General features: G+C 36.2%; 14 protein-coding genes and 2 pseudogenes. 11 read left to right on the forward strand and 5 right to left on the reverse strand.

Annotated elements, in window-relative coordinates; all coding sequences use genetic code 11:
• Positions 1–88 precede the first annotated feature (88 nt).
• Positions 89–517 carry a MarR family winged helix-turn-helix transcriptional regulator gene (locus BCELL_RS04205; RefSeq protein ID WP_013487440.1) on the reverse strand — a complete coding sequence of 143 codons (429 nt, stop codon included), beginning with the start codon at positions 515–517 and terminating at the stop codon, positions 89–91.
• 120 nt (positions 518–637) lie between these two features.
• Here BCELL_RS04205 and BCELL_RS04210 point away from each other — a divergent pair, with 120 nt between their 5' ends.
• Positions 638–1240 (forward strand): NAD(P)H-dependent oxidoreductase, encoded by a 603-nt coding sequence (locus BCELL_RS04210; RefSeq protein WP_013487441.1) that lies wholly within the window; start codon positions 638–640, stop codon positions 1238–1240.
• A gap of 188 nt (positions 1241–1428) precedes the next feature.
• A pseudogene (locus BCELL_RS23310) lies at positions 1429–2839 on the forward strand (IS110 family RNA-guided transposase).
• Between the two features lie 383 nt (positions 2840–3222).
• Here the strand turns inward: BCELL_RS23310 and BCELL_RS04220 are convergent.
• Positions 3223–4692: a glycoside hydrolase family 30 protein gene (locus BCELL_RS04220; RefSeq protein ID WP_013487442.1), complete on the reverse strand. Its 1470-nt coding sequence runs from the start codon at positions 4690–4692 to the stop codon at positions 3223–3225.
• 170 nt (positions 4693–4862) lie between these two features.
• On the opposite strand from BCELL_RS04220, the gene BCELL_RS04225 reads away from it, so the two are divergent.
• On the forward strand, positions 4863–5951 hold the full coding sequence (locus BCELL_RS04225) for an AraC family transcriptional regulator (protein WP_013487443.1): 1089 nt from the start codon (positions 4863–4865) through the stop codon (positions 5949–5951).
• A gap of 352 nt (positions 5952–6303) precedes the next feature.
• Here BCELL_RS04225 and BCELL_RS04230 read toward each other — a convergent pair whose 3' ends face one another.
• A complete protein-coding gene (locus BCELL_RS04230) occupies positions 6304–7527 on the reverse strand; it encodes an MFS transporter (RefSeq protein ID WP_013487444.1) in 1224 nt (407 codons plus the stop codon).
• A gap of 18 nt (positions 7528–7545) precedes the next feature.
• On the reverse strand, positions 7546–8589 hold the full coding sequence (locus BCELL_RS04235) for an ArsR/SmtB family transcription factor (RefSeq protein ID WP_013487445.1): 1044 nt from the start codon (positions 8587–8589) through the stop codon (positions 7546–7548).
• 194 nt (positions 8590–8783) lie between these two features.
• On the opposite strand from BCELL_RS04235, the gene BCELL_RS04240 reads away from it, so the two are divergent.
• From BCELL_RS04240 to BCELL_RS04255, 4 genes are all read left to right on the forward strand, one after another.
• Positions 8784–9356: a hypothetical protein gene (locus BCELL_RS04240; protein ID WP_013487446.1), complete on the forward strand. Its 573-nt coding sequence runs from the start codon at positions 8784–8786 to the stop codon at positions 9354–9356.
• Positions 9357–9756: 400 nt separating this feature from the next.
• Positions 9757–11733 carry a methyl-accepting chemotaxis protein gene (locus BCELL_RS04245; protein WP_013487447.1) on the forward strand — a complete coding sequence of 659 codons (1977 nt, stop codon included), beginning with the start codon at positions 9757–9759 and terminating at the stop codon, positions 11731–11733.
• 530 nt (positions 11734–12263) lie between these two features.
• Positions 12264–13544: a globin-coupled sensor protein gene (locus BCELL_RS04250; RefSeq protein ID WP_013487448.1), complete on the forward strand. Its 1281-nt coding sequence runs from the start codon at positions 12264–12266 to the stop codon at positions 13542–13544.
• A gap of 584 nt (positions 13545–14128) precedes the next feature.
• On the forward strand, positions 14129–16678 hold the full coding sequence (locus tag BCELL_RS04255) for a PEP/pyruvate-binding domain-containing protein (RefSeq protein WP_013487449.1): 2550 nt from the start codon (positions 14129–14131) through the stop codon (positions 16676–16678).
• A gap of 133 nt (positions 16679–16811) precedes the next feature.
• Here the strand turns inward: BCELL_RS04255 and BCELL_RS21975 are convergent.
• Positions 16812–17005, reverse strand: a pseudogene (locus BCELL_RS21975) (uS14 family ribosomal protein); the annotation flags it as partial.
• Positions 17006–17198: 193 nt separating this feature from the next.
• Here BCELL_RS21975 and BCELL_RS04260 point away from each other — a divergent pair.
• The 4 genes from BCELL_RS04260 to BCELL_RS21470 all read left to right on the forward strand — a co-directional run bounded on the left by BCELL_RS04260 (position 17199) and on the right by BCELL_RS21470 (position 21709).
• Positions 17199–18398 carry a GTP-binding protein gene (locus tag BCELL_RS04260; protein ID WP_013487450.1) on the forward strand — a complete coding sequence of 400 codons (1200 nt, stop codon included), beginning with the start codon at positions 17199–17201 and terminating at the stop codon, positions 18396–18398.
• A gap of 124 nt (positions 18399–18522) precedes the next feature.
• On the forward strand, positions 18523–19506 hold the full coding sequence (locus BCELL_RS04265) for a CobW family GTP-binding protein (protein ID WP_013487451.1): 984 nt from the start codon (positions 18523–18525) through the stop codon (positions 19504–19506).
• Positions 19507–19831: 325 nt separating this feature from the next.
• Positions 19832–20833: a permease gene (locus BCELL_RS04270; protein WP_013487452.1), complete on the forward strand. Its 1002-nt coding sequence runs from the start codon at positions 19832–19834 to the stop codon at positions 20831–20833.
• Positions 20834–20899: 66 nt separating this feature from the next.
• Positions 20900–21709 carry a TIGR03943 family putative permease subunit gene (locus tag BCELL_RS21470; protein ID WP_013487453.1) on the forward strand — a complete coding sequence of 270 codons (810 nt, stop codon included), beginning with the start codon at positions 20900–20902 and terminating at the stop codon, positions 21707–21709.
• Positions 21710–21728: the final 19 nt, after the last annotated feature.

Here is a 21728-nt window from a genome sequence, read left to right on the forward strand (position 1 = left end):
AATGGAAAGACAATGGGGACAGGTTCCACTGTCTTATTCAATCGCAAAACCTGATAAGACAAGGGGCCTGTCCCTTTGTCTTATTTCCCTATGAAAAAAACTTTTTTTGTAAAATGTTGATAGCTTCTTCAATTTCTTTAAGTTCGGGCTCTGACAAATTGTTAATTTGCGCTTGAAATTTGAGTTCAAGCTGTTGAAACACTTTATTCATTAGCTCCGTTCCATTTTCGGTTAGACGAATGTCATACTTGCGACGATCATTCGGATCAATAATTTTTTCGCATAGTTGTTTTTCAATGAGTTTTTTTAACTCACGGCTTGAATTAGGTAAAGATAAATGCAAGCATTCGCTAATTTCACTGAGAGTTACAGGTTGGCTAACGGTAATGTACTCTAAGATTTTATATTGAACGGAAGTGATGTTATCGATTTTGATTTCTTTCGTCATATCGTTTGTTACTTGATGTACAGAAGCCGTAAATTGAACAAACTGTTGGAAGAGCTTATTTTTGTCCATATAAATCACCTCACTTACAAATTACCAAAAATATTATCAAAAAACAATTATCAATTGACAACTATTTTGTGCCGGTGTTAATATTTAGTTATCAAATGATAACGAAAGAGGTGTATTTTAATGAACGTTTTAATCATTTTTACACATCCAAATCACGAAAGCTTAAGCTACGCATTTTTACAAGAAGTACTTCGAGGGTGTGAGGAAAACGATGTTATTCAGGATGTTCAAGTTTTAGATTTATACGGTGAAAAATTTAATCCGGCCCTTGAATTTAATGAGAATAAGAAAAGGAGAGATATGTATAAAGATCCAGAATTAGAAAAATATCGTAAACAACTATTATGGGCTGAAAAGATTATTTTTATCTACCCTATATGGTGGGGAAGACCCCCTGCTATGTTGATGGGATATTTTGATAAAATGTTTGCTTCAGGATTTGCCTACAAAGATGATGGTAAGTTGTTCCCAAAAGGTTTGTTGAAGGGTAAATCCGTTGTGTGTATTTCTGTAATGAGGGGTCCAACCTTTTACCCTATGTTTTGGCTAAATAATGCTCATAAAGTTTTAATGCGCAAAGCACTATTTCATTACGTAGGTATTAAGAAAGTTAAGTTCTTTGAGTTTGGGAATATGGAAAATTCAAAAGGGAAACATCGAGAAAAAATAAAAAAAGTATATCACTATTTTCAAAAAATAAATGATCATAGCTTAACATCATAAAAATCAACTGCTAATTTAAAGGGACAAGTAGATTCCCTGTCTTATTCACTGGCAAAACCTGATAAGACAAGGTACCTAGTATGGAAAATAGATCGAGATAATTAAAAAAGACCACCGTTTTCATTGTAAAATAGAAGGACCTTCCACAGTACTTCCAATTACAAACCCTTCCAAAGGAGATGAGAACGATGGCTTATAATTTATTGAATCATATTCAAGGGAAAAACGGAAGTCGCTGGGCACAATTTATTAAGGAAACTGGATCTGAGAATCTATTATTAGTGGCAATTGATGCAGCGAAGTATACCCATAAAGCAATATTAACTACGTTTTATGGGGACATTTTAATAAAACCATTTGAGTTTGATGCGTCGCAAACGGGACTAGAATTGGTGAACAGTCAAATTCATTCGGTGAAAGAGGAGTTTGGTCTCACGGAGGTTGTAGTAGGCATTGAAACGACCGGCCATTATTATGAGGATCTTGTGAGGAAGTGTATGAAAGCAGGACATCGTGTACGCGTCGTAAATGCAGCCACAACGGATCAGGAAAGAAAAGCTCTTATGAATTGGTCAAAAACAGATAACATTGATCTAATGGCTATCATACAATCGCTGATAAATGGTAGAGGAACATCAAGTGAACTGTCGTCTGGAAGTATAGGGGCCTTACAGAAACTAACAAGGGCTCGCCGTGAATTAGTGGATGAACGCACCTCTACACAAAATCTAATAAGAATGCATATGGATCATGTGTTTCGAGAGTTTCAAGGAAAAAGTGTTTGGGAGAATGGGAAAAGAAAACATGTTCAGCCTTTTTCCAAGTTATTCGGTAAAGCCCCATGTTTTATTATGAAACACTATCCTCATCCTAGTGATATTTTGGGTCTTGGAGAAGAAGGGCTACGAAAGCTGTCGATTCAAGAAAACTTGAAGCTACGAGATAGTACGATTAAATGCTTAATAGATTTTTGCAGAAGATTCAATTTCACAGCCTAAGCGAGAAGTAAAGGCGGATATCTACCTTTTAGCTCAAAAGCTGGATCGAATGGAATTGATAGATGAACAAATTAAAGAATTAGAAAAGAAAATTGAAGACCTCTTCCTTGAAACACCTGGTGCCATTATTTTAGCTGTACCTGGCATTGGCTTGGTTACAGGGGCAGAATTCTTTGCTGAGATGGGAGATTTATCTGATTTTGACCATGCAGGTCAATTAATAAAACTGGCCGGTACTAATCCTATAGTCAAGCAATCTGGAGGCCATCGGCCTTCCTATTACGGTATTTCCAAGCAAGGAAGGCGTACATTTAGAAACATTGTCTATCAAGTAGGCAAATCGTTATCTGTTAATAACCCAGAAATGAGAGAACGTTACTTAGCGTTAAAAGATAAAGGGAAACACACCAGACAAGCTTATGTGGCAATAGGTAATCGAATGATTCGTTTAGCCTTTTCTATGATCCGTCATCAATCCTTGTATCGTACCAACCATGAAAACTATGCTTTAGTGAATGTGTTGAGTAATAAGCTGCGAAGCACTAATGTAAAAAGATTCTATGAGAAATTTGTTCCCATTAACTCTAGTAAGTCTGCTTAAAGATGTTTAGTAATAATGAATAGTAGATTATTCAATGCAGTATACATTTGATATTTTATGAACTTGAAAATGAAACTCCCCTAGGACGTTAGATCACATTGTTTTCGGTACCTGAGGCTTTAGACCTCGTGGGACAGCGTTATGGATCTTGTCCTATAAGTACGGATAATACGTGAAATCGAAAATTGAATTTGCTAGGTGGTACCAATGTAGGATGAAAAAGCAAGGTCCTTTCACGTTCTAGAGGAGTTTTATTATATATATTCTGTGGTAGTCGAATTCTATTTCCAAAAAATGGTACGCATAGAGTTTTACTTAAGGTTGGACTTTTTTATGAAATACAGCTTCTTGACTTATTTACCATTATACGCTGTCCCTTTGTCTTATGACATTACTACTGTACTGATGGTTTTTGCAGGTGCTTTTACTCGAATGATTTTGCCTTCCATCCGTATCGCATACGCTTGATCTTTTGCTGTTTTGTTGAGAAAAACTGCAACAATCGATCCATCCGGGTTCTTGGCAGCTATCATTTCTGTAATATCATCACACCTGGTGGAAGCAATCCGTACTGCTCCTGGAAGAATATATTTGGAGAAATGTCCAATATAATCAAAGGTGATAGTTTTTCGATATGTTCCATCATCATTTACAACAATAGGGCTTGAGAAGCCACCACTGACATGACGTGGACCACCATTTTTATCGAGACAGATATTCCAGTCAATCCAGCGATTCATTCCAGCATTCAAGTTGCCAATGATATCATGGGCATATGCAGCAGCATCATTGTACTCTACAGTCTCTGGTGCAGTTTTATCTTCATGAAGGTGGGCAAACATACTTGTCTGTCCAGGGGGATGGAGACTGCAGCATTCGCTAGAGAGCAAGGTTTTGCCCGGAAATAAATCGCCAGCAATTTTTAATGCATCAAAATGATCACCAGAGTACCAGTGGAAAGCAATACCGTCAATCATCTTATCTGTTACTTCATCAATTATTTCTCTGGAATAATCAACAACGCGTTCCTTATTGTGATCCCATATAAAAATCTTTACTTGATCTACGAGGCTAGCTGCTTCCATTGCTGGATAAAGGTGATCCCGAAGGAACGTTTTTTGTTCCTCTGCGGTCCAAACACAGCTGTCCCAAGGTGTCGCAGCAACCGTTTCATTTTGAATAGATAGCATAGTAACAGGAAGACCTTCAGCCATATAAGCCTGGACGTATTTTACGAGGTATGCTGCCCACGAAGGGTAATACTCTCGTTTTAAACTACCACCATTACAGCGTTGAGGCGTTTCATAATCTATTTTTGGTATATTATTAGCAGAATCTCCATAAACAGAAGCGTCGTTCTTCGGTTTTGCCGGTGGGGTTTTCCATGCAGCTGGTGGTGACCATGGACTAACCATAATGCTTAATGGTTCTTGGGAAATTTCCATCGCTCGCTTAATTGCTGGAATGGCATATTTCTTGTCACGTTCAATCGTAAAGGTTTCCAAGTTTGGATCAGCGATAGGATCAGCAACTGCTGTATACTGCTCTAAGGAATAATCGCAACTATCCATATGCATACGCAGAAATTTCAAACGGTTCCCTTCCGTACTAAAGCAATCTTTAAGAAGAGTGTCGCTCGTTTCTTCATCCATCTTTTGTAGCAGATAAGCTACGGACTCTGTAATAGAACCACCAAATCCCTCAATCTTCTGGTAGGTGATGTCCGGATAAATATTTAGAACACCGGATTCTAGGTGGAACAGTTCATCTTCTTCCAGTGTTACTGGAATCTCATAAGTGTCCGGGTAAGTCTTGCCATTAGCGGAATAGGTAGTGATTTGTTTTGCTTTCATGTGCAAACCTCCTCTTTTTTTTATATCAGTAGAATAGCATGATGAACAGGGAAATTCTTTTTGTTTTGAGTCACATAATTCCAATATTCAATCAATTTCAATGAAAAAAGTTGTGTTTTATTCCATTCTTAAACTATATTTAATAGAAAAGAGATGAAGGAGAAGAAAGGATGCCATTGAAAGGACAGAAAACAAGAGAGACAAGAGTTGGAAGAAAAGAGAAACAGAGCATCGGTTATTATGAAATTGATATGACTTCTAGATATCACCCACAGATGCAGGCAACAGTCCTTGCTGGAAATGTAATGTATAACCGACTTCACTGGCATGAGCATGTAGAGATAATATACTGTGTTCGAGGTAGCTTTTCTTTGCGGGTAGGCGGGGAGGTAATGAAGCTATCGGAAGGTGATTTTGCGACAATCAACAGTGATGTACCACATGAAATTTTTGATGGAATTGAGGATGGGCTGCAGATTATATTTTCTGTGGAAAAATCACTGCTTCGGAAAGAGGAATGGGAGCAATATCAGTTTTCTACAGTAGGCGATTATGCTGTTGCAAAGGACTGTTCGGATGCGCAGCAATTTCGGAAGAGTGTTGCGAGGATGACGTGGCTAGTAACATTGGATAGGAATCAGATGATTGCACTAGAGGCAGCGCACAAGGATTTTGGCAAAAAAATAGAGAGAGACGAGTGGAGAGAATTATATTCCTCATCTATCTTACAAACAGAAGAAGAGTGGTATGAGTATCAGATGGAAGTCTTTCATTGTCTCTATTGTATGGCAAAGCATAAGTCTATTGAAAAAAATAACGTAGATCGTCTGCAGCCAAAAAACCAATTCCGTCTATGTATCGAACTTATTCATCGGGAATACGGATCGGAGTTAGATGCTAAAAAGCTGAGTGAAGCAGTTGGAGTCAGTGAGCCTACAATTTACCGAATGGTTCAGAAAAATCTTGGCGTTAGTTTAAATAACTATATTCAGATGGTTCGGATCCATGCGGTCTGTGCTAGATTAGAGCAAACAGATGCTAGTATTACAGAGGTTGCATTCGACTGTGGATTCACTAGTTTAAGCAATTTTTATCGCGTATTTCATGAACTAGTGGGACAAACACCGAGAGAATTTCGAAAAGGAAAACAAACAAAAAGCGTAACATTGCCAGGCCTGCAACAAAATATTTTGGAGTTGAATAGGTTTCAGTCTTTTTTTGAACTTCCCTTTAAAAGAGATGATTTGTTGGAGTTATAAATTTTATTCCTTTTTAGAGGCGTGCCTTGTTTGTGGCCCTTTGTAGGGGTGTTTTGAAAACTTTAAGGAAAATACTAGTTCATGAGGAAGAAGTACTGTGATTGTTTGTGTACTTCCTCCTACATTTCATATGAACAAACAAAGTCATTTGTTAAGAATATGAATATTTCGTTGAGAAAAAACGCCTTCATTAGGTTAGGTAAAATAGGTAGATCATCATGTATGTGGTCAATTAGCAAGGCCAATGAGGAGTGTGGCCAAATCAATTCATTCTCATATTCTCTTGAGTGTATTTAAATAATAAATAACAACATACCTCAAAAGCTTCTAGTCCTCTTTGCTTACTAATATGCTATGCCGCATTCTTAGTTGCTTCAGTTGAATCGATAAATTTAAAATAAGGATGTAACATACCAATTAACGATACAGTACAGATAATAGAGCCAATTATTAAGTATAAAGGTCTTACCCCTAAAATTTCACTTAACAAGCCGCCAATTAATACACCTAATGGCATCGCACCTCTAATGATTAATAATCGAACAGAAAATATTTTTCCCATTAAATGATTTGGTACAGTTTGCTGGCAAATTGTCATATTATGGACACTGAAAATGGCCATTGCCATTCCGGCTATTATTTCTGTTGGTATAGCTAGTGCGATACTTTGATTAAAGAACAACCAAATAAACGTTAATCCGCCAATAGCTAAAGAGCCTAGCATCAATAATCTCCGGCTTTTGAAAGTGATTTTCCCTACTACCAACGTGCCGATGACATATCCAATCGGGAAAGCAGCCATGAAATATCCATAATCGGCGTAGCTTCCTGATAAGCTCATTGTTATGTAAGGAAGAGTGGTAACCATTGTTACCCCGACACCGAATTGTACGAAAGCTAAGAAGATACCTAACCAAACGATGATACGTTGTTTAAAAAAGAAGGAGATTCCTTCACGAAAATCCTCTAACCAAGATTTTCTTACATTTAGTGTCTCGCTTTTTTCCTTTATGAAAAGTAAAAGTGTACCGCTAGTTGATAGTACTATACAAACGAGAGATAAAGTTGGAATGATTCCGATATATTCAATCACTATTCCACCTGTAATAGGCGCTAGAAAAGACATTAAGCGTACCATTCCATCAATATATGCATTTGCGGTACTTAACTGGCTTTTTGAAACAATTGTTGGTGTAATTGCATGGTTTGCCGGTACATAAAACGGTGTGATGAAACCGACTATTATTTGAACGACATAAATATGCCAAGTCTGAAGATCTCCAGAAATGAAAGCCAATAATGGTAGTAAAAACACGATTGCCCTTGTCCATTGTGCAAATACCATGATCCACTTCCTACTCCATTTATCAATAAAAGGTCCGATGAATAATTGGAGAATAAGTGAAGGTATGAAATAAAGCAACCACATGCTACCTAGAGCCATTGAAGAACCGGTTAGTTGATAAATGAGAATGGAGTTACAAAAGGTTCCAAATGCGCCACCTAGCTCAGAAATGGCATTACCTAACCAAATAAAAAGAAACTGTGGGTTTCTAAAAACATGTTCATTTTTCAATTTATTTAAGTCCCTCCATCATTTTTTTAGATAAAAATCTAGTTCCTTTTGAAGAGACTCGATAGATTTCTTTTTCAAAGCATATTTTGAATTCGATATTTCAACTAGCTTTGCCCCTCTTAATAATTTTAAATGATGATGAATGGTAGATTTTCCAAGGTCTAACTCGTTCGTAATTTCCTGTAAAGTCCGGTCTTGCTCATATAACAATTTGATAATTTTAAGGCGAGCTTCATCGCCGATAGACTTACATTTTTCTATTAAAAAATTACTAGGTGTATATTTGTCATCAGGAGAAATACTTTCATTTGCAACGGGATAGTAATATACTTTAGTACCTTCTAAATCGGCTTCAATATTCCAAGGGCGATAAATATACTGTGGAATTAACAGGACGTTGTGAACGCTAGGTTCAGGAACATAACTTATACCACCTGTAGCCCACTCGACAAACTCTTCGGACGACATTTCATTTCGCATTTTTATTTTAGTATGAAAATCATTTTCTAAAATTTTAATTAACTGCTTTTCATTCGACATTATTACTGATTCATACCATTGTTGCATGACATCTGTAATATGGCGTTTAAGTTCATAAATGTCTACCTTACTTATAAATTCAATATAAGCTGGAAAAAAAGAGTTGTCCTTTGTCATCTTTTTTAACTCATTAATAGCCCCTGCATCTTGTTCTGCTGCTTTTTTACGTAAATCCTGGTAGTTCATACCGACAAAAGGTAAACAAGTCATTCTTAAAGCTAATTCTTCACATTCCTCTACGTAATTCGTGAACGCTTGTAAGCTAGTAAAGTCATTTGTATGTAAAATTTGAAGCAATGCTTTCCATGTGTTGTGATTTTCAACATAAACTAACTGTTCATTCAACCCTTCCGTTACTGTTTGCCTTATGGTGCTCCAATAACCCAATGGTTTTTCTAGTGTGTTCAAAAGTGGCGTATTAGTAATGGCTGCTATTCCTAAAGCACACTCCCACAAAGGGGAGTATTTCAAATGAACATGATACGTTTCCCGTTTTCTACTAGAAGCATTAATAATATCCAATCAAATCACCTCTATTATTATTTATATTAAATTCTATACTATTAGAATTTAATATTCAACATTTACAGAATCCTTCTATGGTGTTCTGGTAATTTTAGTAAGGAATATATTTCCAACATCTACTGTCGAATGTATAATGTTGTTGAAAGACAAGAAGTGTCGAGATTAATTGTTATTGGAATGAGGTAGGGTAAATGCAAAGTATGTTATTGAAAAAGGTGTTGTACTATTCAACAAGTTTTTCTTTCGTTTGTTTGATACTAATAGGTTGTAATACTACAGGTACGGATAATGCAGTAGATGATTTGTCTAATCAAGGAAAAGCAGTAGATTCGGAGAATATGAATGAGGACGATCAAGAAGGATATGTACCGAGTGAAACGGATATTATTTTTAAAGAAAATACATTAACAAATGTAGAGTTGCTTGATCAGTTTGTCGAAGTTGCAGGAGAAAAAGGGAATGATAATGAGAGTAAAATTAGAATCGTAAAATATGTCTCGCAAGGTGTGATGATATATGATTTGCAATCAAGGTACGATGACACTGTCGGTCATAGGTGGATCGAAGTTTTACCCGATATGAGCTACTATCAGTCCTATGAAGGGGAAACACAAGATGTCTTTAACAATGCTCCTCAGCAATGCAACTATATGGAAAAACATACAACATCCGAGCATCCAGATGATGAATATTATAAACTATTTGAGTGTAGGACACATTGGGAATATCGCATTTTGCCTGTTGTTGGGGAGGGTGAAGAGTAGTAGAAGAAGTAAATACTATTATATAAACCTTCCTATATTTTTTTATAGGGAGTTTTTATTGTTCTTTTAAGTGTAGGATTACAGATTTCATTACACCGTTTTTAATGACATACGCTTATTGCCATCTATGTTTTTTAAAATTTCTAGTGTTTGTTGTAGAAAAGAACGAGTTATTTTAGAAAAATATATGGTATTATAATTCAGTTAACAATATGTTGGTAGTGTTTATGGTGTGAATATAGAGATTTGGAGGAATTCTTAACAGAAATATTCTTATTCTTTTTGAAAAATGTATTAGAATATACAGTCTAATGAAAGGACCGCTCTCTCGAAATCTAAAAGCTTTTGGCCTACAACATACCCTATTAAAACACCTGAGATATGGAACGAGGAGAGAAAAATGAGACTAGCCTTAAAGAATTCATTAATTATGAGTCTATTAATTACAATATCAATGATTAGCATTTCTACCTTTGGTTATTTAAAAGCTAAGGACTTTCTTTATGATAGATTCGAAGCACAAGCTTATGACCAGCTTGAATCAGTTAAAGCAAATATTGATATATGGATAGATGGGAAAACAGAATTGATGGAATACATCGCTGAAGCCGACGAATTAAAAGTAAGTGACACAGAAAAAGCAGATGATTTAGGATTGAGAATTGCCAAACGAACTGGTAATCCTGATGGATTTGGATTTATGGATGCTGGGGGATTATTATATTTAGGTGGCGCTCAAATCCCTGTTAGTGATTTTGAACATTTCATAGGTGGGATGGACGGACGTGCTAGTGCATATAATCCAGTTCCGTCTGAAACGCCAGAGTTGAATGGTGCTCCGATAGTATTATCATCTTCCCCGATATATGGTTATAATGGCGAGATTGTAGGTGTCGCTTCAGGTGGTTATCCTATTGAATCTCTGATGACTATTATTTCTAATGTGTCATTAGGAGAAAGTGGGTTTGTTACTGTTTTTACAGACGATGGTACTATTGTTGTAGGACAAAACAAAGAAGATACACTTAATATGAATATAGCTGAATATGAAAACGAAGAACTCAATCAGTTAGTTGAAGTTAGTTTACTCGGTGAAACAGATGTTATCGAAACAAATTTCAATGGAGAAAACAGTTTAATTTTTTTCAGCAAAGCTAGCGAAATGGATTGGGGAATAATGATAGCTGTTCCAACAAGTGAAGCATATGCTGATGCTACATCACTATTAAGTTACTTCATTATTATTACAATTATCTTCATTTTTTTAAGTGCAATCATTAGTTACGTTATTAATGCTAAGTCCTTAAAACCAATTAAAGAAGTTAGTGATAAAATTGAAGAGTTGGCAAATAACGAAGGTGACTTAACACAAAGATTGTCAATTAATAGAAAAGATGAGGTTGGGAAACTAGCACATAACTTCAATTCATTATTGGATAGCCTGCAAGATTTATTAGGCGCTATATTAAACAAAGGACAAGATGTAACTCAAAATACTAATGCATTAGCAGAAAATACCGAGGAAATGGTTCAATTTTCTGATGAGGTAACGAAAAATGTTCAAATATCGGCAGGACTTGCAATGGAACAGGAAGATGGAAATAAAAGAAATCTACAATCTATTAATCGAATTACGAAAATTGTATCTGAGATTAAAGAACGTTCATTGTTAGTTTCTAATAAATCAAACCATTCAAATAAAGAAGTTCAAAAGGCGGATGAGGATGTACGAACATTGCTACAACTCATGTCCGAAATTCAAGAATCTGTATGGAAATCATCTAAGAACGTAAGCAATTTAGGTAACCGTTCAGCAGAAATTGGAAATATTGTCGATATGATCACTAATATTACGGAACAAACGAACTTACTCGCTTTGAATGCATCTATTGAAGCAGCTAGAGCTGGTGAGCATGGTGTTGGTTTTGCTGTTGTGGCTAATGAAGTGAGAAAGTTAGCTGAGCAATCAGCTCAATCTGCTAAGCAAATTTCTGAGCTCGTCAACGAAATACAAGCTGAAACCTCCAATGCAGTTGTTGAGATGAAGAACGGAACGGGCCAGTTTGATAGCGGTATGGAAAAATTAAAAGACTTAAGTGGAAATTTGAAAAACGTTTATAACTCCTCAAAAATATCTACTGAAGAAGTAGATAAAATATTTTTAGAGATTGATCATCTCCTATCAAAAGTAGAAGATGTCGAGGGAGTTATACATGATAATTCACAAAAATCGGCTGAGTCATCAAAACATATACATGAAGTAGCTGCTTCATCCGAAGAGCAGTTATCTTCCATACAAGAGATTCAAGCTTCAATAGGACAAACAGCGAAATTTGCGAAGGAGTTAAGAGAATTATTAAACCAATTTAAAATATAGATTTATCGTTTTATTTTATGATAAATGAAATTATTAGAATGCGCCTGATTCCTAGTACACACTCCTTTAGTGTACTAGGAACAGGCGTATATTAATTATAGGAAAAGCGGGCCGCCATCTGCCCGTGAGCAAGAAAAAAGAAGTGTGAAGGTAAGATGGGAAGCCGCCATCTGCCCATGAGCAAACAAAAAGAAGTGTGAAGGTAAGATGGGAAGCTGCCATCTGCCCATGAGCAAACAAAAAGAAGTGTGAAGGTAAGATGGGAAGCTGCCATCTGCCCATGAGCAAACAAAAAGAAGTGTGAAGGTAAGATGGCTGTGGAGGACTATTTTATTATTTTGAATTTCTTAAAGAAAGGTATTAATTGCCTAGTCTTTTGTAGTCTCCTACATATTTACCATTCTAATATTATTGTTATATAATTATGGTGTGAATAGTAGAAAACCGCAGGCAACGATGTGTTGTATTTGTAAAAATGGGAAACTTTTTATTCTTTACACACTTAAAGTAAAATTATTTGGGGGAGTTAAATGTTTATTAAAAAAAGAAAGAATTTAAAGAAAGAGGTTAGCAAGGGTAGAGGGGAAATAAGATTAAAAAAAGGGACAGAAATGGAAAGACAACTCAAAATGATTAATCTTACAGAAAAAGATTTAGAGGTTATCAATGCCATTCAACCATTTATTTCTAAAAGAATTAATGTGATTGTGGATAGATTTTATAAAAACCTAGAGATAGAATCCTCACTTCTAGATATTATAAATGACAATAGTTCTATAGACCGATTAAAGGTTACGCTTAAACAACATATTACAGAAATGTTTGATGGTTTAATAGATGAACAATATTACTCGAAAAGAGTGAGAATTGCACATATACATGTGAAAATTGGACTACAAACAAAGTGGTATATGAGTGCATTTCAAGATTTGCTTTTATCACTAATGGAACTAGTTGATGAGATAATAGAAGATAAAACGGAATGTCTATATATCATTAAGGCAATAACAAAGGTAATAAATTTAGAACAACAGCTAGTTTTAGAAGCTTATGAGATCGAAACGAAGAGACAGAGAGAGACAGTAGAAGAAGAGAAAAACCTAGTACAAAATCAAGTAGCAAGCTCATCAGAAAATCTAGCAGCTATATCAGAAGAAACGAATGCAACGTTTCAGCAGTTGCTTATGCAATCGAATGACATGGTAACGCTTGCGAGAAACGGATCAAATTTATCAATAGAAGCAAAGACACGTGCTGAAGAGGGAAAAGAACAGATCAATTCGCAAACAGAGAACATGGAGAATATATTTCAATCGTTGGATGACATATCTGATGATGTAAAGGTGTTATTAAAAATCTCTGAACAAATGCAAAGTATTATAGATATTGTCACCGGGATTGCTGATCAAACTAATTTACTATCTCTAAATGCCTCAATTGAAGCAGCGAGAGCTGGGGAAGTGGGACGCGGCTTTACTGTAGTTGCAGATGAAATACGTAAATTGTCTGAACAAACTAAACAATCAGTTGATAACGTTTCTTCATTGATTTTAAATACTAATTCACAAGTCGATGAGGTAACAAAGTCACTTGAAAAAGTAAGGGAAGTTGTCGTTAGCGGAAATAACAATCTTGATGAAACGGTTAAACATTTTGAAGAAATACTTAGTACAATGGATAATACGCAACAGCAAAATAAGGAGATGGAAAAAAATATATCCGTATTTGTATCATCAATAAATGAACTAGGAAGTGCTTTTGATGATGTTGCTAAATCAGCCGATAATCTTACGTCAATTACGCAGAATTAATTGAATGTAAACTAGGAGGTTGACTCAGAAGGGGGATTTCTACCTTATGAGTCAACCTTTATTGTGCTGTGAGTGGACTCGTTGCGATGATTATTATTAGTATATGGGTACGTTTCATTGTACTAACTTTGATATGAATATGCTTAAGGCGCTAATTCAAGATGAAGTTTTACATGTTTACAGAAAAGAAGAACCGTCTCTATTAGTATTTGGCAAAGAAGAACCGTCCGGAACCAGTGAAAAAGTACTTACATTTAGAGAGTCCCCTAATAAATATTAGGTTATTAGAATATAGGAGTTGAAGAGACCTATGCAAACTCGCTTTCCGCGGGCGGCTGGTAAGCCTCCTCTATGCTGCGCATCTGCGGGGTCTTACCTCTGCCTTTATTCCCGCAGGAGTCTCGCTTGCTTCGGTCTCATCAACTCTTTCTATAAATCTATAAATTAGGTATTCTGAATAAAAATGCAACAATATATTAATTCTTACACTTTTTCAGCGGTCTCGAACCGTCCCTGTTAGTCGGTCCTCTTAGTCGAAAATGGAGGGGATTAGGTGTAAAATATGGAGGAAGGGGGGCGTTTTTATGGATTTACATGAGAAGGTTAGTACAGGGGTTTCTGGCCTTGATCACGTGATTGATCGATTAAGATTAGGAGATAACGTTGTTTGGCAAGTAGATTCTGTTGAAGATTACAAGGAAGTCGTTCGACCTTATGTGAAGCAGGCAAAGCTTGATAATCGTAAAATGGTGTATGTTCGGTTTGGAAAACACGAACCGATTTTCGAAGAGGCTGATGGCGTCAAGATATACTACCTTGAGGCGAATAAAGGCTTTGAAAGCTTTGCTACCGAGATACATCGTTTAATGGAACAGGAAGGTAGAAAAGCCTTTTATGTTTTTGATTGCCTTACCGACTTATTGCAATATTGGCACTCAGATTTAATGATTGGTAACTTTTTTAATGTCACTTGTCCGTATTTATATGAACTTGATACAATTGCATATTTTGGGATCATTAGAAACGCTCATACTTATAACACAATTGCACGCATTCGTGAAACAACACAATTATTGCTAGATCTATATAAAATAAACGGGAACATATATGTTCATCCGTTAAAAGTATGGCAGCGGTATTCTCCGACGATGTTTTTTCCTCACCTTATTAAAGGAGATGAAGCGATTAGCATTACATCTAGTGCCGAATCAGCAATGCTGTTTTCCCATATACATCGTGGAGAAGAACGATTAGATCACAGGGATGTTATATTTAGCAAAGCGAGAGAAAAGTTACAGTTACCGCTTAAGGAACAAGAGGAAACGAAGAAAAAACTAATGACGATGTTAATTGGCCATGAGTCTCGGATGCTAAAGCTTTGTAACGAATACTTTACTCTATTTGACCTTGTACAAATTGCATCAAGAGAAGTAGGGACAGGATATATCGGGGGGAAAAGCGTTGGTATGCTTCTTGCTAGAAAGATAGTCGAGAAGGATGGCGGGGAACGTTTTCAACCTTATATAGAACCCCATGATTCTTTTTACCTAGGATCAGATATATTTTATACATATATTGTACAAAACGGCTGGTGGAAGCTGCGGAAGAAACAACGAACGAAATCAGGATATTACACATATGCGGCAGAGTTAAAAGAAAAAATGCTATATGGTAAATTTCCGAGCAATATTCAGGAGCAATTTGTACAGACTTTAGAATATTTTGGCCAGTCTCCGATCATTGTCCGTTCTAGTTCATTGTTGGAGGATAACTTTGGTAATGCTTTTTCCGGTAAATATGAAAGTGTGTTCTGTGCAAATCAAGGGACACTTGAGGAGAGATATGAAGCCTTTGAAAATGCTATACGAACTGTTTATGCGAGCACAATGAGTGAAGATGCGCTTACGTATAGAATGAACCGAGGGTTATTTGAAAAAGATGAGCAAATGGCAGTATTAGTTCAGCGTGTATCAGGGGATCATTACGATGACTTATTTTTCCCTCATCTTGCTGGAGTTGGGAATTCGTCAAACTTATATGTATGGGACAAAAATATAGATATGGACGCTGGCATGCTGCGGCTTGTGTTTGGTTTAGGGACTAGAGCTGTAGATAGAACAGTGGAGGATTACGCAAAAATTGTTACACTAGATAATCCTCTTCGCTTACCTATGATTCATATGGAAGACAAACAAAAGTTTTCTCAACATCATGTCGATGTACTTTCCTTGTCTGAAAATGAGCTAACAACACGAAAGTGGGATGATGTGAGCGAGATTGACTTCAACATATCAAAAGGGTTGTTTGCAACATTCGACTATGAAATGGAAAGTCGCCTTCGAGAGCTAGGATATAGAGACAGAAAAGTACCTTACATCCTTGACTTCGAAAAATTATTTAAAACGACGCAATTTACAAGCGTGATGAAAGACATGCTAGCTTTATTATCAAAGGTGTATGATTATCCTGTCGACATCGAATTTACTGCTAATTTTACTAGTGATACGGAGTTTAAAGTAAATCTTGTACAATGTCGCCCTTTACAGACGAGAGGATTGGGACATTCGGTGAAGCTCCCTGAATTAACAGACAAGCAAGATTGTTTTATTGCGACGAACGGGAACTTTATGGGAGGAAATGTACATTTGTCGATAGACTATGTTGTTTACGTGAATGGAGATACGTACTTAGAACGAAATGAGCAAGGAAAGCATGAAGTAGCAAGGCAAATAGGAAAGATCAATAACGAACTAAAAGGGAAAAACATCATGCTTGTAGGTCCAGGTAGATGGGGAACAACAACAGCATCTCTTGGTGTGCCAGTTCACTTTAGAGAGCTAAGTCATATGGCTGTCATTTGCGAGGTCTCTTCATCGGGGTTAATGCCAGAACTTTCGTATGGGAGTCACTTTTTTCAGGACCTAGTGGAAACAGGTATCTTTTATGTCGCTATTTTTAATGAACGTGATGATGTCGTGTTTCAGCCGGGTCATATATTAAAAAAGAAGAATATGCTCACATCGATTATTTCTGATAGTGAAAAATTTAGCGATGTCATTCATATTGCAAAAACAGAAGGGATGCAATTGTATTCCGATATCGTGACGCAGCAGTTATTATGTAGGGAAAGATAGTTTATGACTCAATAATAGTGGAGAAGGGAGCTGTGCTTGGAAGGCTTATCTTCTCCTTATTGATAGAACCTTACCACCTAGAAGGGATTTGTCCTTTATAAGCCAGTACTCTAAATACAATGCTAAAAAATTAAAATTTGCGTAAAACACCACATGTTCTTCCAGTTAGTTCACTTCTTCGAGTGAGACGGGGTGGATTCGAGTCCCGTGTAAGCTTTCGTAATGATTCATAGCCCCTTTAGCCTTTAATTCTCTTCTTAACTTAGCATATTGAGCAACGAATGCTTGACGCCTTTTTTCCTTTGCTACATACAAATCTTTGCCAATGGACTACCTCCTTCTCCTTGAAATTAAATCGTAATAATTACATTTTATAGTGTGGTCATATCATATAAAATACCGGATAGGAAGGAGAGGGAGGAGTCCTACGTACCTTTTGACAAGTACTGAAAGTGAATGTAGTATAGTTTTTAAATCGTAATAATTACGATTTAAAAACTAGTAGGAAGAGGGGAATCTTATGGAAAAAAGAATTCCAGTTACTGTTTTAAGCGGATACTTAGGTGCAGGAAAAACAACAATTTTAAATCATATCTTAAAAAATCGAGAGGGGCTTAAAGTAGCTGTTATCGTTAATGACATGAGTGAAATTAACATTGATGCTGAGTTAGTAAAACAAGGAGGCGAGCTTTCTCGAACAGAAGAAAAGCTTGTGGAAATGTCTAATGGGTGCATTTGCTGTACGTTAAGGGAGGATTTATTAGTTGAAGTTGAAAAGCTAGCGAAGTCTGGGAATATCGACTATATTGTCATAGAATCAACGGGTATAAGTGAGCCTACACCGGTGGCTCAAACCTTTTCATACATCGATGAAGAGGTAGGAATTGATTTAACAAAATTTTGCCGGTTAGATACGATGGTAACAGTAGTAGATGCAAATCGTTTTTGGGCGGATTTCAGGTCTGGGGAGAGTCTACTTGACCGTAAAGAGGCACTGGGAGAAGATGACACAAGGGAAATTGCCGATTTATTAATCGATCAAATTGAGTTTTGTGACGTTCTCTTATTAAATAAGTGTGATCTAGTATCAGAGAAAGAGCTTGATAAATTAGAAAAAGTACTACGAACATTACAACCGAAAGCAAAATTAATTCGAATTATAAACGGAAAGGTTTCACCAAAACATGTGTTAAATACAGAGCTATTTACTTTTGAGGAGGCTAGCTCCTCCGCGGGATGGATCAAAGAGCTTTCGCAAGGACACCTTCAACATACACCGGAAACGGAGGAGTATGGTATTTGTTCTTTTGTATATAATCGGAGGCTCCCGTTTCACTCAGAACGTTTTAATAATTGGATTCATTCTATGCCAAAGGAAGTCGTAAGAGCAAAGGGAATAGCTTGGTGTGCAACAAGAAATAATCTCGCTCTCTTAATGTCACAAGCGGGACCGTCCGTATCCATCGAGCCAATTACTTATTGGGTAGCCTCCTTACCGAAACAAGAGCAGGAACAAATAATGAAACAAAATCCACATTTACTAGATGATTGGGATATCGAGTTTGGTGATCGTCATACGAAACTAGTCTTCATAGGTGTTGATTTAAATCAATCTGAAATAACGAGACAATTAGATAAGTGCTTATTAACTTCACCAGAATATGATACAGATTGGACTCAGCTACCAGATCCATTTAACTGGAACTTGCAGAAAGCTTAGAAACGAGAAGATAGGTATCACACCCAAGAAAATATTCTTAACAACAAATAGTAATAATTACGATTTATTAAGATATATTTATAATGTAGAAGCAAAATGTAGCATTGATAGGGAGGATACTGAAATGATAAAAGTGCCAGTATTTGTTTTAAGTGGATTTTTAGGCAGTGGCAAAACAACGCTTCTAAAGCAACTATTACAAGCATGTGATAAAAAGGGAATTACCCCTGCTGTTTTAATGAATGAGATAGGAAAAACAGATATGGATGGAGAGATTCTTCTAGAAAAAAATAACGAACAAATGATGGAAAAGCTATTGGATGGTTGCATTTGCTGCAGTAAAAAAAGTGAGGTTTCTGATTCAATCCTAAAGCTCCTCCAACAACAACCAGATGTGATATTTATAGAATTAACTGGTGTAGCTAATCCAGAAGAAGTGGTAGATTCTTTAACGGAACCCGAATTGAAAGATTTTCTTTATTTAGAAAAGGTGATAACGATACTGGATGGGGAGAATATACTTGAGTACAATAATATATTTGAGACTGTCAGCGAGCTAGTCCAAACGACGCGACGTCAAATAGAAGTGGGTGATCTATTAATAGTAAACAAAGTTGACTTAATTTCAGAGTCTCAAAAGGAAAAAGTGTACAAAGTAATAAAAAAACGAAATTCAGTATCTCCAATTTTCTTTACTTCCTATAGTGATGTAAATACTGATCTTTTATTAGAGCAAATAGAGGTAATTCAAAATAAAGTGCCTATAAACAAAAATACAGCCGAATATACTTATCCGAAACATAAGCACCACCACAATCATGGACATACACCTACTCGATCCTATACACGAATAAATACGATTACTTTAGATTTTAGCAAACAAACGAAGCCAGCTAAAATTGAAAAATTTCTAAAGAAGTGGCGACCTCATTTATTAAGGGCGAAAGGGTACATCCCTTTAAAAGATGGGTGCTATTTATTACAACATGTAATGAAAAGAACATATTTGGAAAGATCCAACTATATAGGAGGACATTACTTAGTAATGATAGGCATTGATTTAAATGTGGAAGAAGTGAAAAGTGAATGGGCAAAATGGCATGCCTAGCTTGAAAAACAACAAAGGATTAAGGGTTATTCTTGAGGCCACTGAAAAAGTATAAAACTACTTTTTCGGTGCCTTTTATTTGTATTGCAGTCAGCTCTCCTGATAGGAGAAATCGACTCCTATCAGGCTTTTTAACGATTGCAACGGCTACCCACTTTCTACTATTTTGTTTGTATGCTTATCTCAAAGTAGTATAAAAACTTCAATTGTAAATAGAACAAAGTTATCAATTAACAAGGGTTAAATCGTAATAATTTCGATTTGTCGTCATGTTGCCTCCTTGTCCGCATATATTTTCAGTAAAAATCACTACTTGGAGGATGCAATGACAGATCGAATAGAACGTTATATTACTGAAATAACTGGTTTCCTTATATTAGCTTTAGTATTTTATTTTGTTGTAGTAAACGGGCGCTGGACACTTAGAACAGTAGATATACCAGAATCGATTCTAGCATTTAATATGATTTTTCTTAGTATATTAATTGAGGCTATTCCATTTGTACTCATCGGTGTTTTTATTGCTGGTCTAATACAAGTGTTTGTAACAGAAGAACATATAAAAAAGTTGATTCCAAAAAATAAAATAATGGCTGTAGGAATGAGTTGTATGCTTGGCGCATTGTTTCCAGCTTGTGAGTGTGGCATCGTTCCCATCGTAAGGAAATTAGTCTATAAGGGCGTTCCAATATTTGCTGGGGTAGGATTTCTATTAACGGGCCCTCTCATTAATCCAATCGTTATAGCTTCAACATATATGGCGTTTGGACAGGACATAAAAATAGCTCTATGGAGAATGGGGTTAGGACTACTGATTGCCATCGTAATTGCAGCAATTATTAGCTTACTATTTAAAGAAAATCAATTAAAAAAATCAGCTAGTCTACTTGAGTTAGATAAGTCAACATACCGTTTTCCCATTTTATTGAGAATAAGGGCGATGTTTATCCATTCAGTTGATGAGTTTTTTAGCGTTGGCAAATACTTAATCATTGGAGCACTACTCGCTGCTTTTGTACAAACATATGTATCGACAAATTCCATAGTAGGGGCAGGGGACGGGATTATTTTCTCTACAGCGATGATGATGGGACTTGCTTATCTATTATCCCTTTGTTCGGAAGCAGATGCGTTTATTGGCGCTTCCTTTCGTCATGCATTACCTGATACATCTATATTAGGGTTTCTTATTTTCGGGCCAATGCTTGACCTAAAAAATACGATCATGATGCTGGCGGTTTTTAAGCTTCGTTTTGTAGTAACTTTAATGATTATTATCACGTTGAGTGTGTTGAGTGTAATGATGCTTGTTCACCCATGGATATAAAAGGGCACTTAAAAAGTGGCGTACTTCCACTTTTTAAGTGCCCCGTGTATAAAAGGAGGTAAAAACGTGTATTTTCATCATCAAGAAGCAATAAAAGCATTGGTTTTATTACTGTTTTCTGGATTTATTTTTATGCTCCATCATACTGGAGAGATCATTAAATTTATTAATCCACAATATACGGCACTTAGCCAGATAGCGTCGATAATATTTTTATTTTTATTTTTTATACAAGTCCCTAGAATGTTTATCACGAAAGAACAGGCAAAAGATCATGATTACTGTACTATTTTAGGTTGCAATCATGAAATTGTAGGAAGACAGCTTTCAATAAAAAAAATTGCTATATTATTCATTATCATATTGCCCTTATTAACAGGTTTTTTTCTACCTTATAAAGATCTTGGAGCAGAAGAGGCCGTAAAAAGGGGGATATGTTATACGCCAACATCAACACATAATGATAATTCTGTGACTATAAGTTCGTCTAACAAGACTCTACAGCAAATGCTAAATAGTCAGGAGCTTATTTTAGACGAGCGTAATTTCGCAACGTATGTGGACACGATACGCTCTTACCCAAAGCAATTTCATGGGAAGTCTATTTCTTTAGAAGGATTTATTTTAGTAGATGAGAAAGTGTCACATGATCACCCACTAATAGGAAGGTTTTTAGTTACACATTGTGTCGCTGATGCACATGTTACAGGATTGTTGTTAGAAAGTGATCAAGGCACGCTTCGCGATGTAAGAGATTGGGTAACAGTGAGGGGAGAAATAAGTAGTGTAGAAAAAAATGGTCAAATATTGCCTATCATTCTAGTAGAGGATTGGACAAAAATCATGCAACCAGAAGCACCATACATTTACCCTTAGATACTTATCTTATCCTTAT

It is taken from the genome of Evansella cellulosilytica DSM 2522 (assembly GCF_000177235.2).
GTDB classification, from domain to species: Bacteria; Bacillota; Bacilli; order Bacillales; family Salisediminibacteriaceae; genus Evansella; species Evansella cellulosilytica.